Here is a 25,225-nt window from a genome sequence, read left to right on the forward strand (position 1 = left end):
CTGTCTACCCCAGATCGTCCGTGATTGCAAGCACGGTTGCTGCAGGCACCAATGCCCGGTCAGGTACGTGAGGAATGGGCGGAACGGCACAATTGTTGAAGAGGTAGGCTGGCGCGCGCTCCGCGATAGCCTTGCTACACCACTCCCGGATCGGAAGAGAGACCATGAACAACTCCGCTGACGACAATGATGTTGTCATCCTTGCTGCTTCCCGTACACCACAGGGTCGGCTCAACGGGCAATTGGCGGGCTTCACCGCCGTCGACCTCGGTGCTCATGCCATAACTGCCGCACTCGCGGCCAGCGGTGTCAAGGCCGAGCAAGTGGACGCCGTCATCATGGGCCAGGTCCTCCAGGCCGGCGCGGGCCAGAATCCCGCCCGGCAGAGCGCCATCGCCGCGGGCGTCGGTTGGAACATCCCTGCCGTCACGATCAACAAGGTGTGCCTATCCGGCCTCACAGCCGTCATTGATGCAGCACGCATGATCCGCAGCGGTGATGCCACAGTAGTGGTTGCCGGAGGCCAGGAATCCATGACCCGCGCGCCGCACCTGCTCCCGGGATCCCGCCAGGGCTGGACTTACGGAGCCATCCAGGCCCTGGATGTCGCCGCTCACGACGGCCTCACCGATGCTTTCGACGGACAATCCATGGGGTTGTCCACGGAAACGAAGAACGTCACGCTCGGCATCGACCGCAAGGCCCAGGACGAAGTTGCAGTAGCCTCCCACCAGCGGGCTGCAGCCGCTATCGCGGACGGGACTTTCGACGTCGAAATCGCTCCGGTCAGCGTCAAGCAGCGCAAGGGCGATCCCCTGGTGCTCACCGCCGATGAAGGCGTCAGGCCCAACACCTCATTGGAGACGCTGGCGCCACTCAAGGCTGCTTTCGCTACCGACGGCACCATCACCGCCGGCAACTCCTCTCCCCTGTCCGACGGCGCCTCCGCACTGGTGTTGACCAGTCGCCGGTTCGCCAAGGACAACGGGCTGGACTACCTGGCTGTGGTCGGCAAGCCCGGGCAGGTTGCAGGGCCCGACAACTCGCTGCACTCCCAGCCATCGAACGCCATTGCGCAGGCCTTGAAGCGCGCCGGCTGGACGGCGGAGGACCTGGACTTCATCGAAATCAACGAGGCCTTCGGTTCGGTGGCCGTCCAGTCCCTCAAGGATCTCCGCTACCCACTGGAGAAATGCAACATCCACGGCGGTGCCATTGCCCTGGGCCACCCCATCGGGGCGTCCGGAGCACGGCTCGCGTTGCACGCGGCACACGAGCTCAAGCGCAGGGGAACCGGAAAAGCCGCTGTCTCCTTGTGCGGAGGCGGAGGCCAGGGTGAAGCCCTCCTCCTGTACCGCGACTGATGACTGAGGAATGGGCTGCATCCAAAACGGGTGGTGCCGGGAGATTTTTGTCAGACGCCGCCGCGCGCGGCCTGGACGTTGACGTCGTCGAGCGTCCGGCTGCCCGCAGCCTGGAAGAGGCTGCCGACATCCTGGGCATCAGCCCCGCGGACATTGTGAAGTCGTTGGTGGTCAAGCATCGCGATGGCAGCTTCCTTTTCGCGCTCATTCCGGGAGACCGGCAGATCTCCTGGCCCAAACTGCGAGCCTTGGTAGGGGTCAATAAACTCTCGCTCCCCCACGCCGACGTCGCCTTGGCCGCCACCGGCTATGAGCGTGGAACCATCACTCCGCTGGGCAGCACCACCCCGTGGCCTGTCTATGCCGATGCCACCATTACCGGGCGCCGCATCTCCATGGGTGCCGGGGCACACGGCCGGAGCGCGTTCGTGGACGCGGATGCACTGATCGCCGCCCTGGGTGCGGTAGTAGCTGACATCAGCGAACCCAACTAAGTAGCAGTTGAGGCCGTTTTGAGAGCCCAAAACGGCCTCAACTGCTACCTACTTGGGTGCCCGAAGCCTTGGGTGTGTTAACGCAGGAAGCCCCGCCCGGCGAACCGGACGGGGCTTCCACAAGCAAGACGAGTTACTTGAGGGTAACCGTGGCGCCAGCTTCTTCGAGCTGAGCCTTTGCCTTCTCGGCAGCTTCCTTGGTGGCGCCTTCGAGAACAGCCTTCGGTGCGCTGTCAACCAGGTCCTTGGCTTCCTTGAGGCCGAGGGAGGTGATGGCGCGAACTTCCTTGATCACTGCGATCTTCTTGTCGCCAGCAGCTTCGAGAACGACGTCGAATTCGGTCTTCTCTTCAGCAGCTTCAGCAGCACCGCCGGCAGCGGGGCCAGCAACTGCAACAGCAGCAGCCGTAACTTCGAAGGTCTCTTCGAAGAGCTTGACGAACTCGGAGAGCTCGATGATGGTCAGTTCCTTGAAAGCTTCAATGAGCTCTTCGTTGCTGAGCTTCGCCATGGTGGCGTCCTTCCATTAGTTGGTACAGATCCGGGCTAAGCCTGTCCATGCACCAGAGTTTGATTGAGGGGAGAACTTAGTTCTCTTCGGTTGCAGCTTCAGCGGCTTCGGCCGGAGCCGCAACCTCTTCAGCAGCAGCCTCTTCAGCGGCCGGGGCTTCTTCAGCGGCCGGTGCAGATGCGCCGCCCTCTTCTTCAAGCTTGAGGCGCAGAGCGTCGATGATGCGTGCAGCAGCGGATGCGGGAGCCTTGAGGACACCAGCAACACGTGCAAGCTGCAGCTCGCGGGACTCGAGGGCTGCCAGTGCGGCAACTCCTGCTGCGTCCAATGCCTTGCCTTCGAAGACGCCGGTCTTGATAACCAGCTGCTTGTTGGCCTTGGCAAAGTCCGTCAGGCTCTTGGCAGCAGCAACAGCGTCACCCTTGATGAAGGCGATTGCAGTAGGGCCGGCGAGCTGATCGTTGAATGCTTCAACTCCAGCTTCCTTGGCTGCAATGGCACTCAGGGTGTTCTTGACGACCGAGAACTTGGTGTCCTGGCCGAGCGCAACACGCAGTTCCTTGAGCTGTGCAACAGTGAGCCCGCGGTATTCGGTCAGGACAGCCGCGTTCGATTCCTTGAAATCGTTGGTGATCTCTGCAACTGCGGAGATCTTGCTAGGCGTTGTCATAACCCTCCTTCCGGGGAATAAAGCCGGTCTTCCGGGTCCCCGCTCACGAGAGCTAAAACTAAAAACGCCCCGCGCAGATGCACGGGGCTTGGCTCAACACAGTTTGATCCGTGGAGACTTGCTTCGTTCACCTGCGCCGGCCGCCCTATGTTCAGGGTCCTTCGTCAAGGAATTCACTTTTACCTCAAGGGCGCAGCTACAGAATTGAGCTGTGCTCGAAAGAGTGGATTCCCATCAACCGACGGTCTTTGGTACTTCAAGGTTACGGGAGAGTGTTCGGCAAACCAAATCGGCCCTGCCTAGTCTGACGAAGTAGCCCCTGCGAGCCTGCCCGGAAGCTCCTTCTGCCACAGTCCGGTGACACCCGCGGTGGTAAATCCCAACTGCTTGTTCACGGTCAGGAGATACCTGTTCTCCGGGGCGTTCCAGGTATAGATGACCCGGGCGTCCGGAAACTGCTCGCTCAGCCGTTCCATGTTGGCAACCTTGATCAACAGGCCGAGCTTGTTGCCCCGATGGTCCTGAAGAACCAAAGTATCGTCTTGGAAAACCACATCCTGGCGGTGCGCGAGGACGCTGATGGTTGTCAGGCCAACCAGCCGTCCGCTTTCCACATGCTCGACGGCGGTCACCACCGTCCGCCGGCCCTGCGCCAAGGCCGCATCCTCGGTTTCGCGGAGTACCGTTGCGTCGAAGACCATTCCGCTCGCCTCCACTTCAGGCGCGTCTTCATCTCCTTTGTCACGGACTACCTCGCCAGCAGCGTTCTCCAGGGCGGCCACAGCTTCCAGCCAGGCCTCGGGACAACGGTCAGTCCAGTGGTGCAGGGTGTACCGGCCGCCATTGGCTTCCTCGGCTTCAAGCTGAAGGTCCCCCACGAGCTTGGAATCCAAGGGCAGCACGCATGAACTGAACTGTTCTATGTGCTGAAGGGTGTACCCGGCCCGTTTGGCGAAGTCCACCTCCCTGCTGCTCTCAGGAACAAAGCCGGCGCCGCTGCCCGGGATCAATTGATCCTCGGGTATCTCAGTGAGCGACGTTGCCGGGTGGTTGGTATCCACCAGCGCCATGGTGCGTCCCTCAGCCCGTGCGAGCTGCTCCGCTGCCTCCAGCAACTGACGGCCAACACCTTGCCCCTGGAATTCGGGAAGGATGTCCAGGGTGAACTCGGCAAGGTCCAGATTGTCCGCCAACGGCAAGGCGATATCCACTGTGCCCACAATGACGCCCTCCACCTTTGCCACCAAAATGATCTGGCGCTCGTAGGGATCGGAAAACTCCAACAGCTTTTCCAAAGGCGTATAGGCGAGGTCGTCACTCCCCCACGTCTCCATGCGTACCCGGCGTCCAACTTCAACGGCGTCCAGGAAATCAGCGGCGTCGGGGCTGTCCAAGGTGTCAGGCACCCATAGCTGCTCGACTTGAACGGTCTTCGCCTCGTCTACAGTCATTCCAGCCGTTTCTGCCATTCGCCGTCAAAGCCGGAGGGCTTGAATCCTAGTGCGATATTTATGGCCAGCATATGCCGGTTTTCATTGGCGTTCCATGTCATAACGGACGTGGCGCTGGGCCATAGCTCGTGAATACGGCGAAGATTGGCAATCTTGACCAGCATGCCAAGGCGGTGTTCGCGGTGCCCCGGGGCAACCAACGTGTCCTCTTGATAGACCATGCCCGGGGTAGCCTCGCGATGGGTGAGTATGGTGTATGCCGCCAACTCCCCCGTGGCGTCGTGCCGGGCAACAGCCGCCGTGGAAGCAACGCCGCCTGCCAGCCACGTGGATTCCTCGAGACGGACGCGGTTGGCATCCCAGTCCTCGCCCTCCCAGCCAAGGCCTGCGATGGGCACCTCGGTGCTCATGAGGCTTTTGAGCTTCGCGAACACATCCACTAGCTCCTCAGGGCAGCGGTCCTGCCACCCGATGAGGCTGTAGCCGGCTGCCCGGTTTGTTGCCTGCTCTTCAAGGTCCTGCAGGAGCGCTTCTTCGACCGGGAGGGGCAGCGTGCTGTTGGTTTCGACCTGCTCCAGGGAATACCCGTGATGGAGGGCAAAGCGGGTGGAGGCGGAATCCATTGGGACGCCACCCGTGCCTGACTTTGCCCCCAACAACTCAACGCCCGGGTTGATGAGCCGGATTGGCTCCGCGCAAAACGCGTCAAAGGACACGCGGTCCCGCTCACGGGCCACTTGCTCCAGCACCCCGAGGACCCTCGTCCCAATACCGCGCCGACGATAGGCAGCGTCAACCAGGACGTCCACACCCGCCGTCGTCGTGTTTTCGCTCAGCGGTAAGGTCAGGGTGCCGCTGCCCACCACTGTTCCATCGAGGCGTGCCAGGAAAACATACCGTTCTTCGTATTCATTGCCCTGCCAGAAGAGGACAGCCTCAGCCAGAGTGGAGCACCGGTCCAGATTGCCCCAGAGATCCATGTGGTGGGCAACTTCCAGGTCATGGAAGGCACGGAAGTCGGGCTCGCCATGCGCGTCGGGGCCTTTCGGGACCGGGATACGCTCCACGGACAACCCGGAGATGGCGGAAGAGTTCGACGTCGGCACGCACCACAGCCTACGGCTCTCCCCCGTTGGTGAACAGGGAAAAGGGCAAGAAAAAGGACCGCCCGGCAAAGCCGGACGGTCCTTTATCAGAGCAAGTGCTCGCGAAGCTTACGCGTCGACGAGGACCTTGGTGACGTTCGGGTCAACGGTGATGCCCGGACCGAACGTGGTGGCAACGGTAGCCTTCTGGATGTAGCGGCCCTTGGAAGCGGACGGCTTCAAGCGAAGCACCTCTTCCAGTGCTGCTGCGTAGTTCTCAGCCAGCTTGTTGACGTCGAAGGACACCTTGCCGATGATGAAGTGCAGGTTGGAGTGCTTGTCGACGCGGAAGTCGATCTTGCCACCCTTGATGTCGTTGACAGCCTTGGTGACATCCGGGGTAACCGTACCGGTCTTCGGGTTCGGCATCAGGTTACGCGGGCCGAGGACCTTACCGAGGCGGCCAACCTTGCCCATGAGGTCAGGGGTTGCCACTGCGGCGTCGAAGTCGGTCCAGCCGGCTGCGATCTTTTCGATCAGGTCATCGGAACCAACGAAGTCGGCGCCGGCAGCGATAGCTGCTTCAGCCTTGTCGCCGGTTGCGAAGACGAGGACGCGGGCGGTCTTACCGGTGCCGTGGGGCAGGTTGACGGTGCCACGAACCATCTGGTCAGCCTTACGCGGGTCAACACCCAGGCGGAAAGCGACCTCAACGGTTGCGTCGAACTTGGAAGGATTGGTGTCCTTCGCGAGGGTGATGGCCTCGATCGGGGCGTAGACCTTGTCTGCCTCGATCTTGGCTACGGCTGCCTCATATGCTTTGCTGCGCTTTGCCATGCTGCTATTTCTCCTTGTGCAGTTGTGGTCTGCGGACCGCGCTGGGCCCTGCCACAAGTCGTGGATCCGGCAAGGATCCTGCGACATTTCAATGTTTCAGATGCCGGTTGCCCGGCGGGTGAAGGCCACCAGGGCCTTCGAAGGTTACTAGCCTTCTACTGTGATGCCCATGGAACGGGCGGTGCCTGCGATGATCAGGGCAGCTGCCTTGATGTCGTTGGCGTTGAGGTCTTCCATCTTGGTGGAAGCAATTTCCTCGACCTGTGCCTGGGTCAGCTTGGCAACCTTGACGGTGTGCGGGGTAGCTGAACCCTTGGCGACGCCTGCAGCCTTCTTGATGAGCTCTGCAGCCGGCGGGGTCTTGGTGATGAAGGTGAAGGAACGGTCTTCGTAAACCGTGATTTCAACCGGGATAACGTTTCCGCGCTGGGATTCCGTTGCAGCGTTGTACGCCTTGCAGAATTCCATGATGTTGACACCGTGCTGGCCAAGCGCAGGACCGATCGGCGGAGCCGGGTTAGCGGCACCTGCCTGGATCTGCAGCTTGATGAGGCCGGTGACCTTCTTCTTGGGAGCCAATGTAGGGTCCTTCTCTCAATAGCTTCCTGGGACACAGGAGCGCGTCCCAGGTTGGTGGTCGCCATGGCGAGGCGACCGGCCGCTCCCGAACTGCTAAGCAGGCAGGACTGGAGCGAAATTTTGGAATCAGCTAGATCTTGGTGACCTGGTTGAATGCGAGCGTCACCGGGGTTTCGCGCTCGAAGATCGAGACCAGAACCACGAGGGTCTGGGACTCGGGCTTGATCTCGGAGATCGTAGCCGGGAGGGTCTCGAACGGACCTTCCTTGACGATGACCGACTCGCCGACCTCGAAGTCGACGGCCACGGGAGCCTGGTTCTGCTTGTTGACGGGCTTGCCCTGCTCTGCCTGCTCTTCTTCGAAGACCGGGGCGAGCATGGAGAAGACCTCATCGAGCCGCAGCGGGACGGGGTTGTGGGCATTGCCCACGAAGCCGGTGACACCCGGCGTGTGGCGAACGGCGCCCCAGGAAGCGTCGGTCAGGTCCATGCGGACGAGGACGTAGCCGGGAATGCGCACGCGGTTGATGACCTTGCGCTGCGCGTTCTTGATCTCAACGACCTCTTCCATGGGCACCTGAATCTCGAAGATGTAATCTTCCATGTCCAGGGTCTGGATGCGGGTCTCAAGGTTGGCCTTCACGCGGTTCTCGTAACCGGCGTAGGAGTGGATGACGTACCAGTCACCTTCCTGGCGGCGCAGCTTGGCCTTGAACTCCTCAGCCGGATCGGCCGGTGCTGCAGCAGCAGCGGCTGCCAGGTCGTCGCCGTCGGACTCTTCCTCGTCGCCGGCAACCTCGTCCGACGCGTCATCAGACTCGTCGTCCACGTCAGCTTCGAAGTCCTCTTCGGAATCGTCGGCGTCGGCAGATTCGGGCGCAGCGGAATCAACCTCGGACTCTTCCACAGCCTCAGCTGCGGCGCCCTCAGTTTCTTCCAGCTCAGTCTCGTTTACCTCGAGCTCCTGCTCAGACACTTGGTCTCCTGCTTCCTCATTGCCTAACATGCCTATTTAAATGGCTCAATTCCGCAAACCCCGCGAAATCCCTGAGCTAACAAGGAATTTCACACAGTTTGCGGACAGATCCGCTTAGCGGTCCGTGACGCCTGTCCCACCGAAGACCCAACTGGCTCCCGTCCCGAAGGCGATGTCCAGCAGGCTGACGATGAGCATCATGATGGCCACGAACACCAGCACCACGAGCGTGTAATTGATCAGTTCCTTGCGGGTGGGCGCAACGACCTTCTTCAGTTCACCAATTACCTGGCGGACGAAGAGTGCAATACGGGCGAAGAAGCCGCGATCGGCTTTCTTGGCGGGACGGCCCTTCGAGCTGCTGGCAGCTGTTTCGGTCACCTGGTCCTCACTCACCTTGCAAAGTCGTTGACCCGACTCTGATCAGAGCCATGGTTGCTGCGCGTGCCCCGGCGTTTCCGCCGGAACAGCTTGCGCAGGGCAGACAGGACTCGAACCTGCAACCTGCGGTTTTGGAGACCGCTGCGCTACCAATTGCGCCACTACCCTATGGATCGAATCCATGTTTCAGGCCGCACTTCAGCCTGTGGTGCTTTTCAACACCGGTGAACCAGTCTACGCAAGAATTTCGCGATAGTCGAACCGGCCCGATTCCGGACCTCCCAGCACTAAAAGCCTGTGACCAGCATTATCAGTCACAAAGTTCTGCAGGCACCCGGGAGCTCCGCAGAACAGCATAAGGTAGTTTACGTCGAATCCCATCATCCAGCCCTCGAGCTGCCTGCGAAGAACGGTACATAGATGTCTGCCGGAACAACTACCGCCCGCATTTCACAGCGAATCTCCGCCATTGCAGAATCCGCCACCCTTGCCGTTGACGCCAAGGCCAAGGCACTGAAGGCCGCGGGACGTCCCGTGATCGGTTTCGGTGCCGGCGAACCTGATTTTCCCACCCCGGACTACATCGTCCAGGCCGCCATTGAGGCGGCAGGCCAGCCGAAGTACCACCGCTACTCCCCCGCAGGTGGCCTGCCCGAACTGAAGAAGGCCATCGCGGAGAAGACGCTGCGGGACTCCGGCTACCAGGTTGACCCTTCCCAAGTCCTGGTGACCAACGGAGGCAAGCAGGCCGTCTACAACACGTTCGCAACCCTCGTGGACCCGGGCGACGAAGTCATCATCCCCACGCCCTTCTGGACCACGTACCCGGAAGCCATCCGCCTCGCCGGCGGCGTGCCCGTTGAGGTCTTCGCCGGACCGGAACAGGGCTACCTGGTCACTGTCGAGCAGCTTGAGGCCGCTGTAACGGACAGGACCAAGATCCTGTTGTTCGTTTCCCCGTCCAACCCCACAGGCGCTGTTTACAGCCCCGAGCAGGTTGCGGAGATCGGAAAGTGGGCCGCGTCCAAGGGGCTCTGGGTTGTCACTGACGAGATCTACGAGCACCTGACCTACGACGGCGTCGAGTTCACCTCCATCGCCACTGCAGCACCGGAACTGGGCGACAAAGTTGTCATCCTCAACGGCGTTGCCAAGACCTACGCCATGACCGGTTGGCGCGTTGGCTGGATGATCGGCCCTGCAGACGTCATCAAGGCCGCCACCAACCTGCAGTCCCACGCGACGTCCAACGTCTCCAACATCATGCAGGTCGCAGCCGCAGCAGCCCTCACGGGTCCGCTGACCGCCGTCGACGAGATGAAAGTTGCATTCGACCGCCGCCGCAAGGCGATTGTCGCTGGCCTGAACGCGATCGATGGCGTTGAATGCCCGACGCCGACCGGCGCCTTCTACGTCTACGCGGACGTCCGCGGCCTGCTGGGTAAGGAATTCGAGACCTCCAACGGTCCCGTCCGCCCGTCCACCTCTGCGGAACTCGCCACGCTCATCCTCGACGAAGTCGAAGTTGCCATTGTTCCGGGCGAGGCCTTCGGTCCTTCCGGCTACGTGCGCCTGTCCTACGCACTCGGCGATGACGACCTCGCCGAGGGTGTCCGCCGCATCCAGGAGTTCCTGGGCAAGGCCAAGTAGCAACCAGCCAAAGCAAACGCTCTTCCACCTATGACAGGTGGAAGAGCGTTTCCGTTTAAGGCGAGGGAAGTGAAAGAGCGATCGGGAAAACCCGACGGGACGTGAGAGAGCGTTAGAGAAGGCGACGCTCGGCTGCCCACTTGGTGAGTTCGTGGCGGCTGGACAGCTGGAGCTTCCTCAGCACTGCCGACACATGCGTTTCCACCGTCTTGATGGAGATGAACAGTTCCTTGGCCACCTCCTTGTAGCTGTAACCCCGGGCAATGAGCCGCATGACTTCGAGTTCGCGGGCAGAGAGCTTGTCCAATTCGTCATCGGCAATGTCAGCGGGAGCGGTTCCGAAAGCGTCCAGCACAAAGCCCGCCAAGCGAGGTGAGAAGACGGCATCGCCATCGGCCACGCGAATAACGGCGTCGGAAATCTCCTTGCCGGAGATGGTCTTGGTGACGTACCCACGTGCTCCGGCCCGGATGACCGACACCACGTCCTCCGCGGCGTCGGACACGCTCAGGGCCAGGAAGCTGGTGGTGCCGAGCAAAGCGCCGGAGCCCGCAATGACTTCACGTCCGCCACCACCCAGTCCGCCTGGCAGATGCACGTCCAGGAGCACTACTTCAGGGCGGGTCCCGGCTATGACGGCAATGGCCTGTTCCACTGTGCCGGCCTCGCCCACCACATCCATGCGTTCGTCGAGGTCCGCCTTCAAACCGGAGCGGAAGATGGTGTGGTCGTCCACGATGACCACGCGCACCCTGCGTCCGGCACCACTTTCAGGGCTGTTGTTCATTGCTTCGCTTCTCCATTCCGCTGCTCGCTGGCGTCCGGACCTATTGATGGAAGGGCCAATCGGACTTCCGTTCCATCACTGTTGCTGTTGATGACCGCCGTGCCGCCGTGCCGTTTCATCCGGCCGATGATCGACTCCTTAACGCCCAGCCTGTCATCCGGGACAGCATCAGGGTCGAAGCCCGGGCCGCGGTCCTTGATGAAGATCTCCGTACTACCGGCAGTGCTCTCCAAGTACACGGACACTGTCCCGCCACCATGTCGGGCGGCGTTGAGCATGGCTTCCCTGGCCGCCTGGACCAAGGCCTCGTGCCGGTCCGTCATGTCGGTGTCCCCTACAGTGACTACCTCCACGGCATGCCCATGGGAGTCCTCCACTTCCGCCGCGACAGCCTTGATCCTGTCCGCCAAAAGGCCCGATTCCTTGGCAGGATCGCTGAACAGCCAGGACCGAAGTTCGCGTTCCTGGGCCCTTGCGAGCCGGATGACGTCCTGCTCGGATCCCGCCCGGCGCTGGATGAGTGCCAAGGTCTGAAGGACGGAATCGTGCAAGTGGGCAGCGATCTCCGCGCGTTCAGTTTCACGGACCCGGCCGGCGCGTTCCGTTTCAAGGTCTTTCCAGAATTTCAGCCCCCATGGCAGCAGGACCAAGGCAACGCCGCCCAAAACGGCCACAGAGGCAAGCAAAGCCAGCCACGTCTGCTCCCACGACCCCGAGCCGGACACCATCACCAGGACGCCGGCCACCACCAACGCCAAACCCGCTGCCAAGCGCGTCCAGCCGCCAGCTTGGTCGGCCTTGGTCTTGTCCACCAGGCCGGCCCTGCGGGTCTCATCGAGCTGCATCCAGGCAATCGCTGCACCACCGAGAATGGCGGCGGCCGGAATAAGGGTGCCCAAGGGGACGTCAACGCCGAACTGGCGTGCGATCAGGATTGCAGCGACCAAGAGCAAGGCCGCGCCGAGCAGGATTTCCTTGCCGTACTCGATCTTGCGGAACGTGAACCAGGACGACACCGTACTTCCCGTGCCGTTGGCTGCCCCGTCCCCGGATTCTGCCCTGTCCCGGGATCCGGCCAAGGTCCGCGTTCCCGCCCTGTCCCGCGTTCCCGCCCAGTCCCACGATGTCGTGGCACTGCCAAAGGCAGCAGGTTCAGCGACAGGCCTGGCGCTTGCATCTCCGAGGACAGAACCGTTGCCCGGGTTGGAAGCACTGCCGGAAACCGGGCGGCTGCCTGTGACTGAACCGGAAGCCGGAGGCGAGCCAGCCGCGGTAGGCGCGGGTCCGGCGTCGTACGTTGGCGCCGCGGAGGGGCCGGAGGCCACGGAGGTGGGCGGGAGGCTCACCGCAGGAGCAATGGGCGACGCCGGTCGGCGGGCATTGCGCTTGGCGTTCTCGTCCGCGGTGGGAACCATGGTCCACAGCCATGCGTAGAAGGCCACGCCTGCTCCACCGGCGAAGCAAGCCAGAATCATGCCCAGCCGGACGAACTTGACCGGCCAGCCCAAATGATCGGCTAAACCGCTGCAAACGCCCGCGATCATGCGGTCGCTGCTGCGGACCAGCGTGGGGCGTTGCACAACGGTTGTCATGTACCAATCCAAACACGGATCAGGGTGCCCCGGACCGGAAACCAGCGTTGTTCGGGGGTCCCTCAGGGATCAATCAGGGTATCCCCCAGTAGAGGGAAGCATGGCCCGGGCGGCAGGATCGAAGTATGAACGCGAACAGCATGAACCCAGAGGAACCCGGAACGCCAGGCACCGCCGGCGAATCCGGCTCCAGCGCCAACACCGGCGCTTCAACCGGCGCCCAAGGTGCCACGTCCGGGGCACCTTCGGGCGCACCTTCCGGGGCGCCTTCGGGCGCATCCAATGAAACCGGTTCTCCCATGGGAAGTGGTGCCACCAGCGGCTACCCGCAAGCCGGCAGCGCGCCTGCAACCTCCCAGCAGAACTTCTTCGACTGGATCCGTAGCCAAGGCATCCGCCGGGGACCGGATCGTTGGATCGGCGGCGTCTCAAGCGGGGTGGCTCACCGGTTCGGCATCGACCCCCTGATTGTGAGGGGCATCTTCATTGTCCTTGCCCTGTTCGCGGGCGTCGGCGTGCTGCTGTACGGCGTGGCCTGGGCACTCCTCCCGGAGCCTGACGGCCGCATCCACGTGCAGGAAGCAGCTAGGGGCCGATGGTCAGGGGGCATGACCGGTGCGTTGATCACCACCATCATCGGCCTGCCGAGCCTGGGCCGCGGATTCTGGGGCTGGGGCTGGGATGGACTCCCTGGGCTGTTCTGGACGCTCTTCTGGATGGGCGGCGTCTTCTACCTCATCTACTTCCTGGTTCAACGCAACAAAGCTTCGAAGGGAACTCCACCTGTGGGCCATCAAAATTACTCCGGGACACCCTATTCCACAGCATCCGGCAGCACAGCCGCCTACGGTACGCCCACGTCATTCGCGTCAACCACGTCCACCGGCACCAACACCGGTGTGCCTGTCTACGGCAGCGGCCAGCCCGCCAGTAAATCCTACGGAGCTCCTTCTACAGGCGGAGCCTATGGCCCGGCAGTTGGCTACGGCTCCGGACATGGCCAAGGGTCCGGGCCCATCCCCCCGTCTGGGCCATTCGGCCCCTCAGGACCGTCGACGCCTTCCGGCCCGCGCCCTCCTTACGGTTCCCCACAAGGCTGGCAACCCAAGCCCGCTGCTGCCAAGCGCAGGGGTCCGGGGGCTGCGATCGTTTCGGTCTCAGCCGGTGCGGCACTTCTTGCCGGCGGTACGTTGAAAGCGCTCGACGTCGGAAACGTCATTGATCTGGGCAATTCGGCCAACGCCGTGGTGTGGGCTACGGGTGCCGCAGTACTGGGCTTGGGCATCCTCATCGCGGGCCTTCGTGGGCGGACGTCAGGCTTCCTTGGCTTCCTCGCCGTGGCGGCCCTGATTATTGGTGGAATCTTCAATGTGGTCCCCAGGGACGGCGACCGCTTCACCTTCCATGACGTGAACTGGGCGCCCACCAGCTTGGAGCAGGCACGGCAAGGCATTGATGTTACCGGGGCACAAGGTGTGGTGGACCTGAGCGAAATCACCATGACTCCCCCGCTGGTTTCCGAAGTCCTGATTCCGGTTGATGCCACCGCCAGCAACGTCACCGTGGTCATCCCCGATGACGTCCCCGTGGAGGTTAGGGCAGACATGACATTCGGAAACCTCAACGAACGTGGCACAGACCGGGGCGGCCGTTTGCAGGACGAGAGGACGCTCTACAACACCGAAAAGCCCGGAGCCAACCTCGTGGTGGAAATTGACGGCACGTTCAGCAACGTGACCATCCAGGAAGGAAACTGATATGAGCATCAACGAGCCAGGCAAGGCACGCGAGGCCCAACCGACCGAACCCCTGCCCAAGGAACCACGGAATACCGAAACCCGCCCAACAGAGGCCTTGCCCAGGGAAACCCGCCCCACGGAAGCCCTTCCCAAGCCGAGCCTCCAGCAGATCCCGCTCACGCCACCGTTGGAGCCCAGCTTCAAGGTGGATCATGCGGACGACGACGAACCCCGGCAGGCCCGGATAGGCACAGTGGTGTGGGGATTGATCGTGATCGCCCTCGCTGCCTTGATCGTCATCTCGACACTCGGCTGGGTCACGCTGAACGGTACGTATGTCCTGATTGGCCTGATGATCGGCGCCGGAGCAGCCCTGGTGGTCGGTGGTCTCCTGTCGGCCCGCAAGGGTTCCGGCACACCGAAGAGCCCGGCGAACTGACTGGACGCAGCAACGTGACAAAGCAACCGCAACAGGGAAGGGTGTAGCCATGGACAAGTTCTTCAGCATCGTCAGGGGCTTCGGCCTGAAGCGTGGTCCGCAACGCTGGCTCGGCGGAGTCTGCGGCGGAATCGCAGCAAAACTCAGGGTCGACGTAGCGTACGTCCGGGTCGCTTTCCTGCTCTTCTGCCTGCTGCCCGGCCCGGCTTTCGTGATCTATATCCTGGGCTGGCTCATCTTGCCGGACCAGAACAACAAGATCGCACTTGAATCCTTCATCAGCCAGCGTTCCCGGTAGTTGCCGTTTACGGCCAGCCGAAACAATGGAACGCCCCGCCATCTGGCGGGGCGTTTCGTTGTTTTCAGCCAGGTTTCCAATACCGCACGGCCAGGGTCAAAAGTAACCGTTTGTGTCCCACCCCACATGCGCGTCTACAATCATTGGGAGCTCAGCGTGGCGCTCTGCACGTATTCCTCCAAGCCATGAGTGAGCAAACATGAAAATTGGCATTCTTACCAGCGGTGGCGACTGCCCCGGCCTCAACGCAGTGATCCGGGGATCAGTCCTCAAGGGCATTGCCATCCACGGCCAGGAATTTGTGGGGTTCCGCGACGGCTGGCGCGGTGTAGTTGAAGGTGATGTCATCGACATCCCCCGCACCATGGTCCGCGGTATCGCCAAGCAGGGTGGCACCATTTTGGGTACTTCCCGCACCAACCCGTTTGAAAACGGCGGTGGCCCGGACGTCATCAAGGCACACATGGAACGCCTTGGCATTGACGCCATCATCGCAATTGGTGGCGAGGGAACGCTGGCAGCTGCCAAGCGCCTCACCGATACGGGGCTGAAGATTGTTGGCGTCCCCAAGACTGTGGACAACGACCTTGATGCCACTGATTACACCTTCGGTTTCGATACCGCCGTGCAGATCGCCACTGAGGCCATCGACCGGCTGCGTACTACCGGAGAATCCCATCACCGCTGCATGATCGCCGAAGTCATGGGCCGCCACGTCGGTTGGATCGCTTTGCACGCCGGTATGGCAGCAGGCGCCCACGCCATCCTGATTCCGGAGCAGAAGGCAAGCATCGAACAGATCACTGAATGGGTCCAGGAAGCCCACGACCGTGGCCGTGCGCCGCTGGTGGTGGTTGCCGAGGGCTTCGTCCCGGACCACATGGAGTCCCCGCACTCCGAGCGCGGCCTGGATACGTTCGGCCGACCCCGCCTTGGCGGCATCGCCGATCAGCTCGCACCCGAAATCGAAGCGCGAACGGGCATCGAAACCCGGGCCACGATCCTCGGCCACATCCAGCGTGGTGGCGTCCCCACCGCCTACGACCGCGTCCTGGCGACGCGCTTGGGCATGGCAGCCATCGACTCCGTGGTGGAAGGGCGCTGGGGCACCATGGTGGCCCTGAAGGGTACGGATATCTCCCACGTGGGCTTCGAAGAAGCACTCGGCAAGCTCAAGACCGTACCGCAACACCGCTACGACGAAGCGTCTGTGCTGTTCGGCTAGTCGACTAGGCTGAAGCCATGACTCTAGAGCCCACGTCTGCTGCCATTATCCAGCTGGCGTGGGCTCGCCGTTTGGGGCTCGACGACGACGCTTTCGCCACCGCAGCTGCCCGGCTCACCACTTCCGCGGCAGACCCAGGGGACCCCGGCAGCCGTATAGTCCGCGTTGATGATTCTGCTCAGGCCCTGGTTTTCCTTCGCCTCTTTGGCGTCTCGGCGCTCGTGGGACCGCAATGGGCACTGGATAATGCGGCAACAATCCCCGACACCCAACTCGCCCAACACGTGACGCTGCTGACCATCACACGATCACACGGCGGGCATGGGCTTGGCTCCTCTGCGTTGTTCTTTGCAGACGACCTACCGCTCCAGCAGCCCTCTGACGAACTTACGGTTTCGCAGGGCAACCCCGAAGCAATCAGCCTGGAGGGTCTGTGCCCTCCGGATGACGTCAACGAAGTTGGCTTGCAGGGCCTTGAGCATCGCTTCACCATCATGCACCCCGAAGAGGACCAGCCCACGCCCGTGGCCTGCGGCGCCTATTCCGAGTGGGAAGGCATCCTGGCCAATATGGGCGTTCTGGTTGCGCCTCCCTGGCGACGGCGCGGCCTGGGCACCCTGGCCGCGTCCATCGCTGCGCACGAGGCCTTGGCATCCGGGCTGACCCTTCAATGGAAAGCCGATGTCAGCAACACCGGAGCTCTCGCGATGGCCCGCAGCCTTGGGTTTGCCACGGGCGGGCTCCACGCGAGCGTACTCCTCGGCTAACAAGCACCGAACCGAACTGGCCCGCCTTTGGGCAGGTAGAGGGCGGGAACAGCCCTCAAACAGGGCAGGACCAGCCCAAAAGTGGGCTGGTCCCGGCACCGAACAATGCTACTTCCGGACAGTTTCCTGTACGGCCGGTTCTCCAGCGGCTTTCCCGCCCCAACCTTTGACCGACTTCGGCTTGCCAAAGAACAACGCCACCACGGCGCCCAGCAGAATCGCGCAGGCGGGCAACAAGATGGACTGGCTCATCGCCGTCGAGAATCCTGCGTGCAGCGCTTCCGGCAACACTCCGCCCATGGAGGCTTCGCCCACAGGAGCCCCGGCGGGAGCTGCGGGCAACTCCGCCGCGAGCCGCGACTGAATGAGGGCGGCGATGGCAGCCGAACCGAGAACAGCACCAATTTGGCGTGTTGTGTTGAAGACGCCCGAACCTGCCCCTGCCTGACGTGGTTCCAGGTTGCGGGTGGTCGCGTTGGACACCGGCCCCCAGATGAAGGCGTTGGCAACACCCTGCAGAGCGCTTGGCAGCAGGAACATCCAGATGGGAGTGTCCGGCCCGAGCAGGGACGCCGTCCAGAACAATGCCCCGGCCAGGCAGACGAGGCCGAAGGATGCGAACCAGCGCGGGTTGGCACGGTCTATGAGCTTGCCCACGAACGGGGCCAGCGCACCTGAAATAACGGCCATGGGAATCATCAGCAACGCAGACTGCGTCGGCGTCAGGCCCCGAACGGTTTGGTAGTAGAAGATGGTAGGCAGCGGGAAGGCGGTCACCGTAAACCCAACGGCCATGATGGTGGTGTTGCCCAGGGAGAAATTGCGGTCCTTGAACAAGCCAAGCGGCAGCAGGGGCTCCCCGCCGCGGCGTTCAAGGAGCCACTGCCAGGCAACAAACAGCACCAAAACCACAAGCCCCGTGATGATCAGACCCCACACTGAAACGAAGCCAGTTACGGTTCCCCACTTGTACGTCTGGCCCTCTTGGATGCCAAACACCAGCAGGAACATGCCGACGGCGGACAGCACCACTCCCACGACGTCGAAGGTGTGGCTGTGGGTAGACAGCTTCGGCACGAAACGTGTGACCAGGATGAAGGCCACGATCCCGATGGGGACGTTGACGAAGAAGATCCACTCCCAGCCGAGGCTGTCCACCAGCAAGCCGCCAAGGATCGGTCCGATCAGCACGGCCATGCCGGCTGTGGCTCCCCACAGCCCCATAGCTGCACCACGGCGGTCCGGCGGGAAGATGCGCGTAATTACGGCCATGGTTTGGGGAGTCATCATGGCGGCACCCAAGCCTTGGACTGCCCGGGCAGCGATCAACATGGTGACGTCGCCGGAAAGTCCGCACCACAGCGAGGCGAGCGTGAAGACGACCAAGCCGATCAGGTACAGGTTCTTGGGCCCGAAGCGGTCACCCAGCCTGCCAGTTATCAGCAAGGGCACCGCGTAGGCCAGCAAGTAGGCGCTGGTGACCCAGATGACGGCGTTGATGTCCGTGTTGAGGCCCTCCATGATCCGGGGGTTGGCCACGGACACAATAGTGGTGTCGATGAGGATCATGAAGAAGCCCACCACCAGTGACCACAGGGCGGGCCACGGCTTAGCTACGTTTTCCAAGGGATTCCTTTGGCTTGTATTTAAGTTCACTTGGAGTTGACCGGGGTTCGTCCCAGGGCAGGCGCCCGTTGCCCAACTCCTCAAGCAGTTCGCGGATCCACGCGATCTCCGTTCGGCGCATTGCTTGTTGATACGTGATGTCGATCCAGTACTTGCGATCCAGCCCCTTGCCCGTCACTGTTGCCTCGGCATGAACGAGGAAGTCGAGATCGGTTCCGAGGGCTACCAGCCGCTCCGCCAGCAGTTCCATCACCACAGCCGCGGGAAGGTTATGGGCTTCGGCGATTGCGTGGGGAAACACGGGGTATTCGTTGACGGGCGTGGAGAGCATGCCTTGGATCCGCGCATCGAGGGCCTCATGTCCGGCGGCGGTAATCCTGTAGGTGGTCCGTTCGGGACGGTTGCCTTCGCGTTCCGTTCCTGCGGCCTCCACAAGCCCGCTTTCCGCCAGCCGGCCCACTGCGTGATAAAGCGTGCCGGGGCGGACTTTGACGAGGCGGTCCTCATGGCGTGCCATCAACAATTGGTACATCTCGTACGGATGCATGGGTTGCTCTGCCAGGAGCGCCAGTGAAGCGACACCGAGCGGCGTCAGTTCCGCGATTTTCGGCACGATGACCTTCTTCCCCATCAAATATTCCACAACAACTATTCCACGTGGAGTATCAGCGCGCAAGAAAGCCCGGTCGTCGTGACCGGGCTCTCTTTTCGTTGAGGGGTATTAGCCCAGGAGGGCTTGAATTTCCGATCTGGCGAACATCGAGGCGGCTTCGCGCGCGGTGGGAGTTCCGGCGTCGGGATCTGCTCCAGCATCCAGCAGGACCCGGGCCACCCCTGTGTATCCCTTGAAGACCGCTCCGGCAAGTGGCGTCTGTCCGCGATCATTCGCGGCATTTACGTCAGCACCGTGATGGAGGATGAGCTGCACGGCTTCCTCGTGCCCGTGGTAAGCCGCCAGCATCAAGAGAGAGTCGCCGGCGGCATTCGTCAGCGTGGCAGGAGCGCCGGCGTTCAAGTAGCCACGCAGCAGTTCTGTATCACCTTCGCGGGCTGCATCGAACAAGGCGTGGGCCAAGGCCAACGTTTCGTCGTCGGGGCCTGTGGCTTGGGTCATCGGTGGGGTCCCTTCAGGAATCCGGTCTGGCGCCCGACAACCTGGCCGGCGTCGGGGGCGACGATCACTTCCTGAGCTGCGATGTAAGGCTCCTCACCGTCCATCACCGTCAGGGTTTCCTCCGCCGAAACGGACCGCTTGATCACGGCCAAAGCAACGGGTCCCATTTCAAAGTGCTGCGCCACCGATGTCAGAGTACCCACCTTGCGCTCCCCGGCAAATACGACACTGCCAACGGCCGGCAACGTGTGCTGTGATCCATCAAGCTGCAGGAACACGAGGCGCCGGGGCGGGTGGCCAAGGTTGTGGACACGCGCTATGGTCTCCTGGCCCTTGTAGCAGCCCTTGTTCAGGTGCACCGAGGTCCTCAAGAGATCCAACTCGTGGGGAATCGTCTTTTCATCAGTCTCGGCACCGAGGCGTGGCCGCCACGCTGCAACCCGCAGGGCATCTGCCGCCATGGCACCTGCCAAGGGAAGGCCTTCCACGGATTGTTCCAACTCGGTGGCCGGTACAAGGTACTCGAACCAAGGGCGTTCAAGCCCCGGATGCGATTCCTCGGGGACGATGCTGTACGCGTATCCCCCAGGGCTGACGTGCGGCCATGGATCCTCCCACACCAAACGGCCGGACAGCCGCTCCACCGGCTTGGTAGCGCCCAACACGGCCCAGCGCTCCGAGACGTCCTCGATTTCGACGCGGAGCATGAACTTCATCCTGTTCAACCACTCAGCAAGTGGTGCGGCCTCGGCAGCCTCAACGATCAGCCACGTGGTGCTGCCGTCGTCAATTACGCGGGCATCGAACTCGATGCGGCCTTGGACGCTAAGCAGCAGCAGTTCGCTGGCCACCCCGGGCTGGAGGTTGGTGAGCTGCTGGGACGAGAGCGTGTTCAGCCAGCTGAGCCGGTCCGGGCCGGACACGGTCACCACGCCACGGTGCGAAAGATCGACGACGGCGGTACCGGTTGCCAGGGCGCGCTGCTCACGCAGTGGTTCACCGTAGTGGGCCGCAACGCCGGCATCGAGGCCGGTGTCTTCGACGGCGCCAGGGCGCGACAACAGGGGGCTCTTGTAAGTCATATGTAGTAGAAGTCCTTGCGGGTCAGCGGTATTCCGGGTTTTCGAAATCGAATCGGGTGCCCGCTTTCCATTCCTCCGGCAGGTTGCCGTAGGCAGGAATTCCCCCGGCATCCCGCAGGAGCTTGGCCATGTGGAGCAGGTTCCACGTCATGAAGGTGGCGTTCCTGTTAGTAAAATCACTCTCCGGGCCGCCCGATCCTTCATCAAGATAGCTGGGTCCGGGTCCCACCGGGCCGATCCACCCGGCGTCAGCCTGGGGCGGAATGGTGAAACCGATGTGCTGAAGGCTGTACAACACGTTCATGGAGCAGTGTTTGATGCCGTCTTCATTGCCGGTGATGAGGCAACCACCCACCTTGGGGTAGAACGCCCATTGACCCTTGCTGTTCAGTTCGCCCGAGTGGGCATACAAACGTTCGATAAGTTTCTTGGTCATGGACGAGTTGTCGCCCAACCAGATCGGCCCGGCAACCACAACGATGTCAGCGTCGCGGACAGACGGGTAAATCCCGGGCCACTCGTCTGTCTTCCACCCGTGCTCGCGCATGTCAGGGTACACACCGCTGGCGATGTCGTGGTCCACGGTCCGGATGAGGCGGGTACTGACGCCCTGCTTCTCCATGATGTCCCGGCTGATTTTGATCAGGCCGTCGGTGTTGCTGAGCTGCGGCGAGGGCTTCAGCGTGCCATTGAAAAAGACAGCCTTGAGCCCGCTGTAGCCCTCCGGTTTGAGGTTGTTCACTATCTGCTCCTTCTGCTGGTTGCCGTGGAACGTACAGTGAGGCCTAGGTTCAGGACACCTTGTGGAGGAACGCCGAGGCGTGCGCTTCGAGAGCCTTGCCGCTGGCAGCGACGTCCCAGCGCCATAGGAGGTTGCCATCAACCAGACCGAAAATACGCGTGGCCGCCGTGTACTCCTTGGAGTGGCTTCCGCGCATCACCATGTCAGTGCTCAGCTGGATCTGGGGTCCCTTGATCTGTCCGTAGTAGAGCTCGGTGATTCCGCCGGGATGGGCGATTGACACCGAAATGTCGAAGCCGCCCTCCTTGTTGCGACGTTCCTCGACTTCGTCAGCTGTCTTGAGGACGGGGACGATGTCGGCCGGGATCAGGCCGGGGCCGCCGTCGCCCTCTTCAAGCTTGCGTTCCAACGCCCAGAACCCTGTCTCAACGGTCAACGGGCGCAACTTTTCGCCGGCGTCGTCACTGAGCCAGGTCTCGGCCCGGTACTGCAAGTACGGGAGCCCGTTGTGGGTGAAGGACACGTGCTGGACGAAATGTTCGGAATCCTCGTCTCCGCTGCCGAGCCGGCCGCGGCCCTCCCACTCACCAATGAGCCAGGAAAGGGGGACGAGTTCTGGCGTCAGATCTGTTGGGATCTCAATAGGCACAACGATTACCTCTGTCGAGCTGCGGGATCAGAAGGTTACTTCTGGCCCTTGAAAAGACGGTAAACGACAAATCCCGCGAACCATGCCATGGCGACGCTGGCCAGGCCAAGGAGAACGAGGAAGAAGATTTCAAATGCGAGTACAGACATGATGCAATCCTAACCGTTAGTAGATGAGTAGTTTGTCTATGAAGTAAGCCATGGCCCCAACAGCCCAAACGGGCGCTACGCCCATTCCTATGGCAGCCGGAATGTTCAGGCGCCCCCGCCGGAGGGTGGTCATCCGCCGGAAGCACACCAGGACGGAGCCCACCACCACACCAACCAAGGCGGCCGGCAGCACGGCGATATCGGAGAAAACAAGACCTGCCAGCGGTCCCATCAGTCCAGCCATCACTACGCCGAGTGGAGCCACGATCCGGTCCGGCCAGCGAATGATTCCCACCAGCAGGGCAACCGCGGCACTGAGTCCGGCTACAAGGACCATCTCCTTGACGCCGTTGAACCGTGCACTGGCGATCCATCCCGCGCCAAGGCAGTTCAGCAGCACACCGGCAGAGCAGCCGAGGGTGGATTCCAAGCGTTGGGCTTGCCCGGTGCCCCTGACCAACTGGACGACGAACACTGCCATCACACCCAGAGCCACGAATGCGGGTGTACCGTCCAGGAATCCGGGCGCGGGCATATAGGCAGCTGCGACGGCAGACCCCGCGCCGGCGAGACCAATGACGGCCGCCAGCGTTTTCTTAGCCGGGACAGCAAGGAAATGCGGCCAGCCGATCCCGACAGCCGCGGATGCCACGATGCCTGCGCCCACCATGGCTTCCCGGGAAACGAAGGTGCTGGCCACGATGGCTGCGAGCGCCACGAGGCCGAATACCCCGATGCTCCAAGACTTCACTGTGTGCCGACCTCAATCCGATGCGCCTTACGACCTCTCGACAATCCTGCCTTAAGCCGACCCAATATGTCGTAATTCCAGCGCTTCCCCGTCACGAATCCATGTGTCGTAAGGCACTGATGGGTATACTCAGACTTCAACAGCGCACTGTGTTGGCCGCGATCCCGTTACAACGGAAGAGGCTGCCAATGCGTTGTGACCGACCGGTATGACTCCGGTTTCGACGCCCGATGATGCGCGTACAGCCCATTGGAGGAACTATGTCGCACATCCTGCTCCTAACGAACAGCACCGGCTCTTCGGTGGACATTTTGCCTGCCTTGGAGTTGCTGAACCACCGCGTACACATCCTCCCGGCAGAACCCACAGCACTACTGGAAACCGACCCCACGGATATCGTCTTCTTGGATGCCCGGAAGGATCTGGTGGGTGCCCGCTCACTCACCCAGTTGTTGAAGGCCACCGGCCTCAGTGCGCCCCTCATGCTGATACTCACGGAAGGCGGCATGGCTGCCGTTTCATCAGCCTGGGCAGTGGACGACATTGTGCTGGACTCCGCCGGGCCTGCCGAAGTCGAGGCTCGCATCAGGCTGGCAATGGCGCGTGCCGTCCCCGGCGAAGAGGAAACCCAGACCGAAATCCGGGCGGCCGGCGTCGTGATTGACGAGGCAAGCTATACCGCCCGCGTTAGCGGCCAGCCACTCAACCTGACGTTCAAGGAGTTCGAACTCCTGAAGTATCTTGCCCAGCATCCGGGCCGGGTATTCACCCGCCAGCAGTTGCTGACCGAAGTGTGGGGCTACGACTACTACGGAGGCACCCGGACAGTGGACGTCCATATCCGGCGGCTTCGGGCCAAGCTGGGCGTGGATCACGAGAACCTGATCAGTACAGTCCGCAACGTTGGCTACCGGCTCACCCTTGTCCGCCTCCCGGACGATGAGTTGTCCGAAGCCTGAGCGGCAACCGGGACAGATGAAGCAAACTAAAGAAGAGGCCAGGATCCACACGGATCCTGGCCTCTTCTTTATTTCTTGGTGGAGGACATACGGGTCGAACGTATCGAGGCCACCCCACTGGTGGATCCCCCCTGCGCTGACTCACGGGCAAACCGGAAAGCCGAACGAGATAACGAGACTACCTCCCATTTCCAGCGACATCAAATCATCGGGGTTGCACCGGACGTATAGCCTTGCATCATGAGTCACGCGCACCCGGAAAACTGGCCCGTACTGATCATCGCCGGAGCTTTGGACAACGAACTCCTCAGGGACGTCAAAACCCTCGCCGCGGCCGCCGGGGAGTCCGACGGCAATCCGCCCTTCTCCGAACAGACGTTGGTGATGCTGCGCGGCGCGGACTCGGGTGAGCATTCAGTCTTGTCCTTCGTCCTGTATGCACCGGACGAAGATTCCGATCCGGCCACCGGAGAGGATCTGGCGGGTGTCGCCGTCGTCGTTGAAAGTGAAGACGGAAGCGGTGTCCTGGAGTTGGCCGTCCACCCCAGCTATCGCAACCAGGGCGTTGCTGGAAGGCTGCTGGGCGCGCTGCAGGGCAAGCGGGGCCTCGACGGATTGAGCGCATGGTCCCACGGCAACCATGAGGCCGCAGCCGAGTTGGCCACGCACTTTGGCTATGGTCCAATGCGGGAACTGTGGAAGATGCGCCTGATGTCATCAACCGCATCACTGCCCGACGCCGGACTCCCGGACGGCGTTTCGCTCCGCGCCTTCGTTCCGGGTCAGGATGAGCAGGCGTGGCTGGCAGCCAACAGGGCTGCGTTCTCCCACCACCCCGAACAAGGCTCCATGACGCTCGCGGACCTTGAGGCACGCAAGGCTGAGGATTGGTTCGATCCCGAAGGCTTCCTGCTGGCTGTGAACGCTGAAGGTGAATTGCTTGGTTTCCACTGGACCAAGGTGCACCCCCGGCAAGGTCCCCACCCGGCCATCGGGGAGGTTTACGTGGTTGGTGTGACACCGGCAGCGCAAGGTTTGGGGCTTGGCAAGGCCCTCACGGTTGCGGGTATTAAGCACCTCCAGGACCAAGGACTGCATGCCGTGATGCTCTACGTTGACGCGGACAATGAGGCGGCAGTAGCCCTATATCAGAAGCTTGGCTTCGTTCGCTGGGACACCGACGTTATGTATGGGCCTTTAACCAAAAATTAACCTGACGGGATGACTTGCCGGAAAGCCAGTGACATCTTGGATTCGAGCACCGAAATTGCTTGTAATGTGGGAGGAAACCCCGTCCTGAGCTTAGGA

Annotated in this window: 27 protein-coding genes and 1 tRNA gene; 10 read left to right on the forward strand and 18 right to left on the reverse strand. The window is 62.0% G+C overall.

The window, feature by feature from the left end; all coding sequences use genetic code 11:
- The first annotated feature begins 164 nt into the window (after positions 1-164).
- Complete coding sequence (locus ACIQTW_RS04975; protein WP_402934300.1) at positions 165-1,364, forward strand: acetyl-CoA C-acetyltransferase; 1,200 nt, start codon at positions 165-167, stop codon at positions 1,362-1,364.
- On the forward strand, positions 1,364-1,858 hold the full coding sequence (locus ACIQTW_RS04980; RefSeq protein ID WP_402934303.1) for an aminoacyl-tRNA deacylase: 495 nt from the start codon (positions 1,364-1,366) through the stop codon (positions 1,856-1,858). The genes ACIQTW_RS04975 and ACIQTW_RS04980 overlap by 1 nt, the downstream gene beginning before the upstream one ends.
- Before the next feature lie 133 nt (positions 1,859-1,991).
- Here the strand turns inward: ACIQTW_RS04980 and rplL are convergent, their stop codons facing one another.
- The 9 genes from rplL to ACIQTW_RS05025 form a co-directional block, all read right to left on the reverse strand.
- Positions 1,992-2,369, reverse strand: a complete 378-nt coding sequence (rplL, locus tag ACIQTW_RS04985; RefSeq protein WP_011775604.1) for a 50S ribosomal protein L7/L12 — start codon at positions 2,367-2,369, stop codon at positions 1,992-1,994.
- Positions 2,370-2,445: 76 nt separating this feature from the next.
- Complete coding sequence (rplJ, locus tag ACIQTW_RS04990; protein ID WP_011775605.1) at positions 2,446-3,039, reverse strand: 50S ribosomal protein L10; 594 nt, start codon at positions 3,037-3,039, stop codon at positions 2,446-2,448.
- 299 nt (positions 3,040-3,338) lie between these two features.
- Positions 3,339-4,508 (reverse strand): GNAT family N-acetyltransferase, encoded by a 1,170-nt coding sequence (locus tag ACIQTW_RS04995; RefSeq protein WP_402934306.1) that lies wholly within the window; start codon positions 4,506-4,508, stop codon positions 3,339-3,341.
- Positions 4,487-5,596 carry a GNAT family N-acetyltransferase gene (locus ACIQTW_RS05000; RefSeq protein ID WP_402934308.1) on the reverse strand — a complete coding sequence of 370 codons (1,110 nt, stop codon included), beginning with the start codon at positions 5,594-5,596 and terminating at the stop codon, positions 4,487-4,489. Before ACIQTW_RS05000 ends, ACIQTW_RS04995 begins: the two co-directional genes overlap by 22 nt.
- 108 nt (positions 5,597-5,704) lie before the next feature.
- Entirely contained in the window at positions 5,705-6,412 is a 708-nt protein-coding gene (rplA, locus tag ACIQTW_RS05005) for a 50S ribosomal protein L1 (RefSeq protein ID WP_011775608.1), read from the reverse strand.
- Between the two features lie 147 nt (positions 6,413-6,559).
- Positions 6,560-6,991, reverse strand: a complete 432-nt coding sequence (gene rplK, locus ACIQTW_RS05010; RefSeq protein ID WP_011775609.1) for a 50S ribosomal protein L11 — start codon at positions 6,989-6,991, stop codon at positions 6,560-6,562.
- A gap of 130 nt (positions 6,992-7,121) precedes the next feature.
- Positions 7,122-7,967, reverse strand: coding sequence for a transcription termination/antitermination protein NusG (gene nusG / locus ACIQTW_RS05015; protein WP_402934310.1), 846 nt, complete (start codon positions 7,965-7,967; stop codon positions 7,122-7,124).
- A gap of 114 nt (positions 7,968-8,081) precedes the next feature.
- Positions 8,082-8,363 carry a preprotein translocase subunit SecE gene (gene secE / locus ACIQTW_RS05020; protein ID WP_091469017.1) on the reverse strand — a complete coding sequence of 94 codons (282 nt, stop codon included), beginning with the start codon at positions 8,361-8,363 and terminating at the stop codon, positions 8,082-8,084.
- Between the two features lie 80 nt (positions 8,364-8,443).
- A tRNA-Trp gene (locus ACIQTW_RS05025) sits at positions 8,444-8,516 on the reverse strand.
- 252 nt (positions 8,517-8,768) lie between these two features.
- Between ACIQTW_RS05025 and ACIQTW_RS05030 the strand changes: the two genes are divergently transcribed.
- Positions 8,769-9,998, forward strand: a complete 1,230-nt coding sequence (locus ACIQTW_RS05030; RefSeq protein WP_402934312.1) for a pyridoxal phosphate-dependent aminotransferase — start codon at positions 8,769-8,771, stop codon at positions 9,996-9,998.
- Positions 9,999-10,110: 112 nt separating this feature from the next.
- On the opposite strand, the gene ACIQTW_RS05035 is transcribed toward ACIQTW_RS05030, so the two are convergent.
- Positions 10,111-10,785, reverse strand: a complete 675-nt coding sequence (locus tag ACIQTW_RS05035; RefSeq protein WP_402934315.1) for a LuxR C-terminal-related transcriptional regulator — start codon at positions 10,783-10,785, stop codon at positions 10,111-10,113.
- Positions 10,782-12,377 (reverse strand): PspC domain-containing protein, encoded by a 1,596-nt coding sequence (locus tag ACIQTW_RS05040; RefSeq protein WP_402934316.1) that lies wholly within the window; start codon positions 12,375-12,377, stop codon positions 10,782-10,784. The genes ACIQTW_RS05035 and ACIQTW_RS05040 overlap by 4 nt, the downstream gene beginning before the upstream one ends.
- Before the next feature lie 125 nt (positions 12,378-12,502).
- On the opposite strand from ACIQTW_RS05040, the gene ACIQTW_RS05045 reads away from it, so the two are divergent.
- The 5 genes from ACIQTW_RS05045 to ACIQTW_RS05065 all read left to right on the forward strand — a co-directional run bounded on the left by ACIQTW_RS05045 (position 12,503) and on the right by ACIQTW_RS05065 (position 16,845).
- Positions 12,503-14,134, forward strand: a complete 1,632-nt coding sequence (locus tag ACIQTW_RS05045; RefSeq protein ID WP_402934319.1) for a PspC domain-containing protein — start codon at positions 12,503-12,505, stop codon at positions 14,132-14,134.
- 1 nt (position 14,135) lies between these two features.
- Positions 14,136-14,555 carry a hypothetical protein gene (locus tag ACIQTW_RS05050; protein ID WP_402934322.1) on the forward strand — a complete coding sequence of 140 codons (420 nt, stop codon included), beginning with the start codon at positions 14,136-14,138 and terminating at the stop codon, positions 14,553-14,555.
- 49 nt (positions 14,556-14,604) lie between these two features.
- Entirely contained in the window at positions 14,605-14,853 is a 249-nt protein-coding gene (locus ACIQTW_RS05055; RefSeq protein ID WP_402934323.1) for a PspC domain-containing protein, read from the forward strand.
- 199 nt (positions 14,854-15,052) lie between these two features.
- On the forward strand, positions 15,053-16,078 hold the full coding sequence (locus ACIQTW_RS05060; protein ID WP_402934325.1) for an ATP-dependent 6-phosphofructokinase: 1,026 nt from the start codon (positions 15,053-15,055) through the stop codon (positions 16,076-16,078).
- A 17-nt stretch (positions 16,079-16,095) separates the two neighbouring features.
- Positions 16,096-16,845, forward strand: a complete 750-nt coding sequence (locus ACIQTW_RS05065; RefSeq protein WP_402934327.1) for a GNAT family N-acetyltransferase — start codon at positions 16,096-16,098, stop codon at positions 16,843-16,845.
- A 108-nt stretch (positions 16,846-16,953) separates the two neighbouring features.
- Here the strand turns inward: ACIQTW_RS05065 and ACIQTW_RS05070 are convergent, their stop codons facing one another.
- The 7 genes from ACIQTW_RS05070 to ACIQTW_RS05100 all read right to left on the reverse strand — a co-directional run bounded on the left by ACIQTW_RS05070 (position 16,954) and on the right by ACIQTW_RS05100 (position 22,958).
- Positions 16,954-18,471 carry a DHA2 family efflux MFS transporter permease subunit gene (locus ACIQTW_RS05070; RefSeq protein ID WP_402934330.1) on the reverse strand — a complete coding sequence of 506 codons (1,518 nt, stop codon included), beginning with the start codon at positions 18,469-18,471 and terminating at the stop codon, positions 16,954-16,956.
- A complete protein-coding gene (locus ACIQTW_RS05075) occupies positions 18,455-19,084 on the reverse strand; it encodes a PadR family transcriptional regulator (RefSeq protein ID WP_402936237.1) in 630 nt (209 codons plus the stop codon). Before ACIQTW_RS05075 ends, ACIQTW_RS05070 begins: the two co-directional genes overlap by 17 nt.
- Before the next feature lie 108 nt (positions 19,085-19,192).
- Positions 19,193-19,585 carry an ankyrin repeat domain-containing protein gene (locus tag ACIQTW_RS05080; RefSeq protein ID WP_309074106.1) on the reverse strand — a complete coding sequence of 131 codons (393 nt, stop codon included), beginning with the start codon at positions 19,583-19,585 and terminating at the stop codon, positions 19,193-19,195.
- Positions 19,582-20,667 carry a YgfZ/GcvT domain-containing protein gene (locus tag ACIQTW_RS05085; protein WP_402934332.1) on the reverse strand — a complete coding sequence of 362 codons (1,086 nt, stop codon included), beginning with the start codon at positions 20,665-20,667 and terminating at the stop codon, positions 19,582-19,584. Before ACIQTW_RS05085 ends, ACIQTW_RS05080 begins: the two co-directional genes overlap by 4 nt.
- Positions 20,668-20,689: 22 nt before the next feature.
- Positions 20,690-21,409, reverse strand: a complete 720-nt coding sequence (locus ACIQTW_RS05090) for a flavodoxin family protein (RefSeq protein ID WP_402934335.1) — start codon at positions 21,407-21,409, stop codon at positions 20,690-20,692.
- Between the two features lie 49 nt (positions 21,410-21,458).
- Complete coding sequence (locus ACIQTW_RS05095; RefSeq protein WP_017200247.1) at positions 21,459-22,058, reverse strand: FABP family protein; 600 nt, start codon at positions 22,056-22,058, stop codon at positions 21,459-21,461.
- A 165-nt stretch (positions 22,059-22,223) separates the two neighbouring features.
- The gene (locus tag ACIQTW_RS05100) at positions 22,224-22,958 is read right to left on the reverse strand and encodes a permease (protein ID WP_402934337.1); all 735 of its coding nucleotides are present in this window, start codon (positions 22,956-22,958) and stop codon (positions 22,224-22,226) included.
- Positions 22,959-23,218: 260 nt separating this feature from the next.
- On the opposite strand from ACIQTW_RS05100, the gene ACIQTW_RS05105 reads away from it, so the two are divergent.
- Positions 23,219-23,917, forward strand: a complete 699-nt coding sequence (locus tag ACIQTW_RS05105; protein ID WP_018776718.1) for a response regulator transcription factor — start codon at positions 23,219-23,221, stop codon at positions 23,915-23,917.
- A 240-nt stretch (positions 23,918-24,157) separates the two neighbouring features.
- Complete coding sequence (mshD, locus tag ACIQTW_RS05110) at positions 24,158-25,129, forward strand: mycothiol synthase (protein ID WP_402934339.1); 972 nt, start codon at positions 24,158-24,160, stop codon at positions 25,127-25,129.
- Positions 25,130-25,225: the final 96 nt, after the last annotated feature.

Source organism: Paenarthrobacter sp. NPDC090517 (genome assembly GCF_044769165.1).
Lineage (GTDB): Bacteria > Actinomycetota > Actinomycetes > Actinomycetales > Micrococcaceae > Arthrobacter.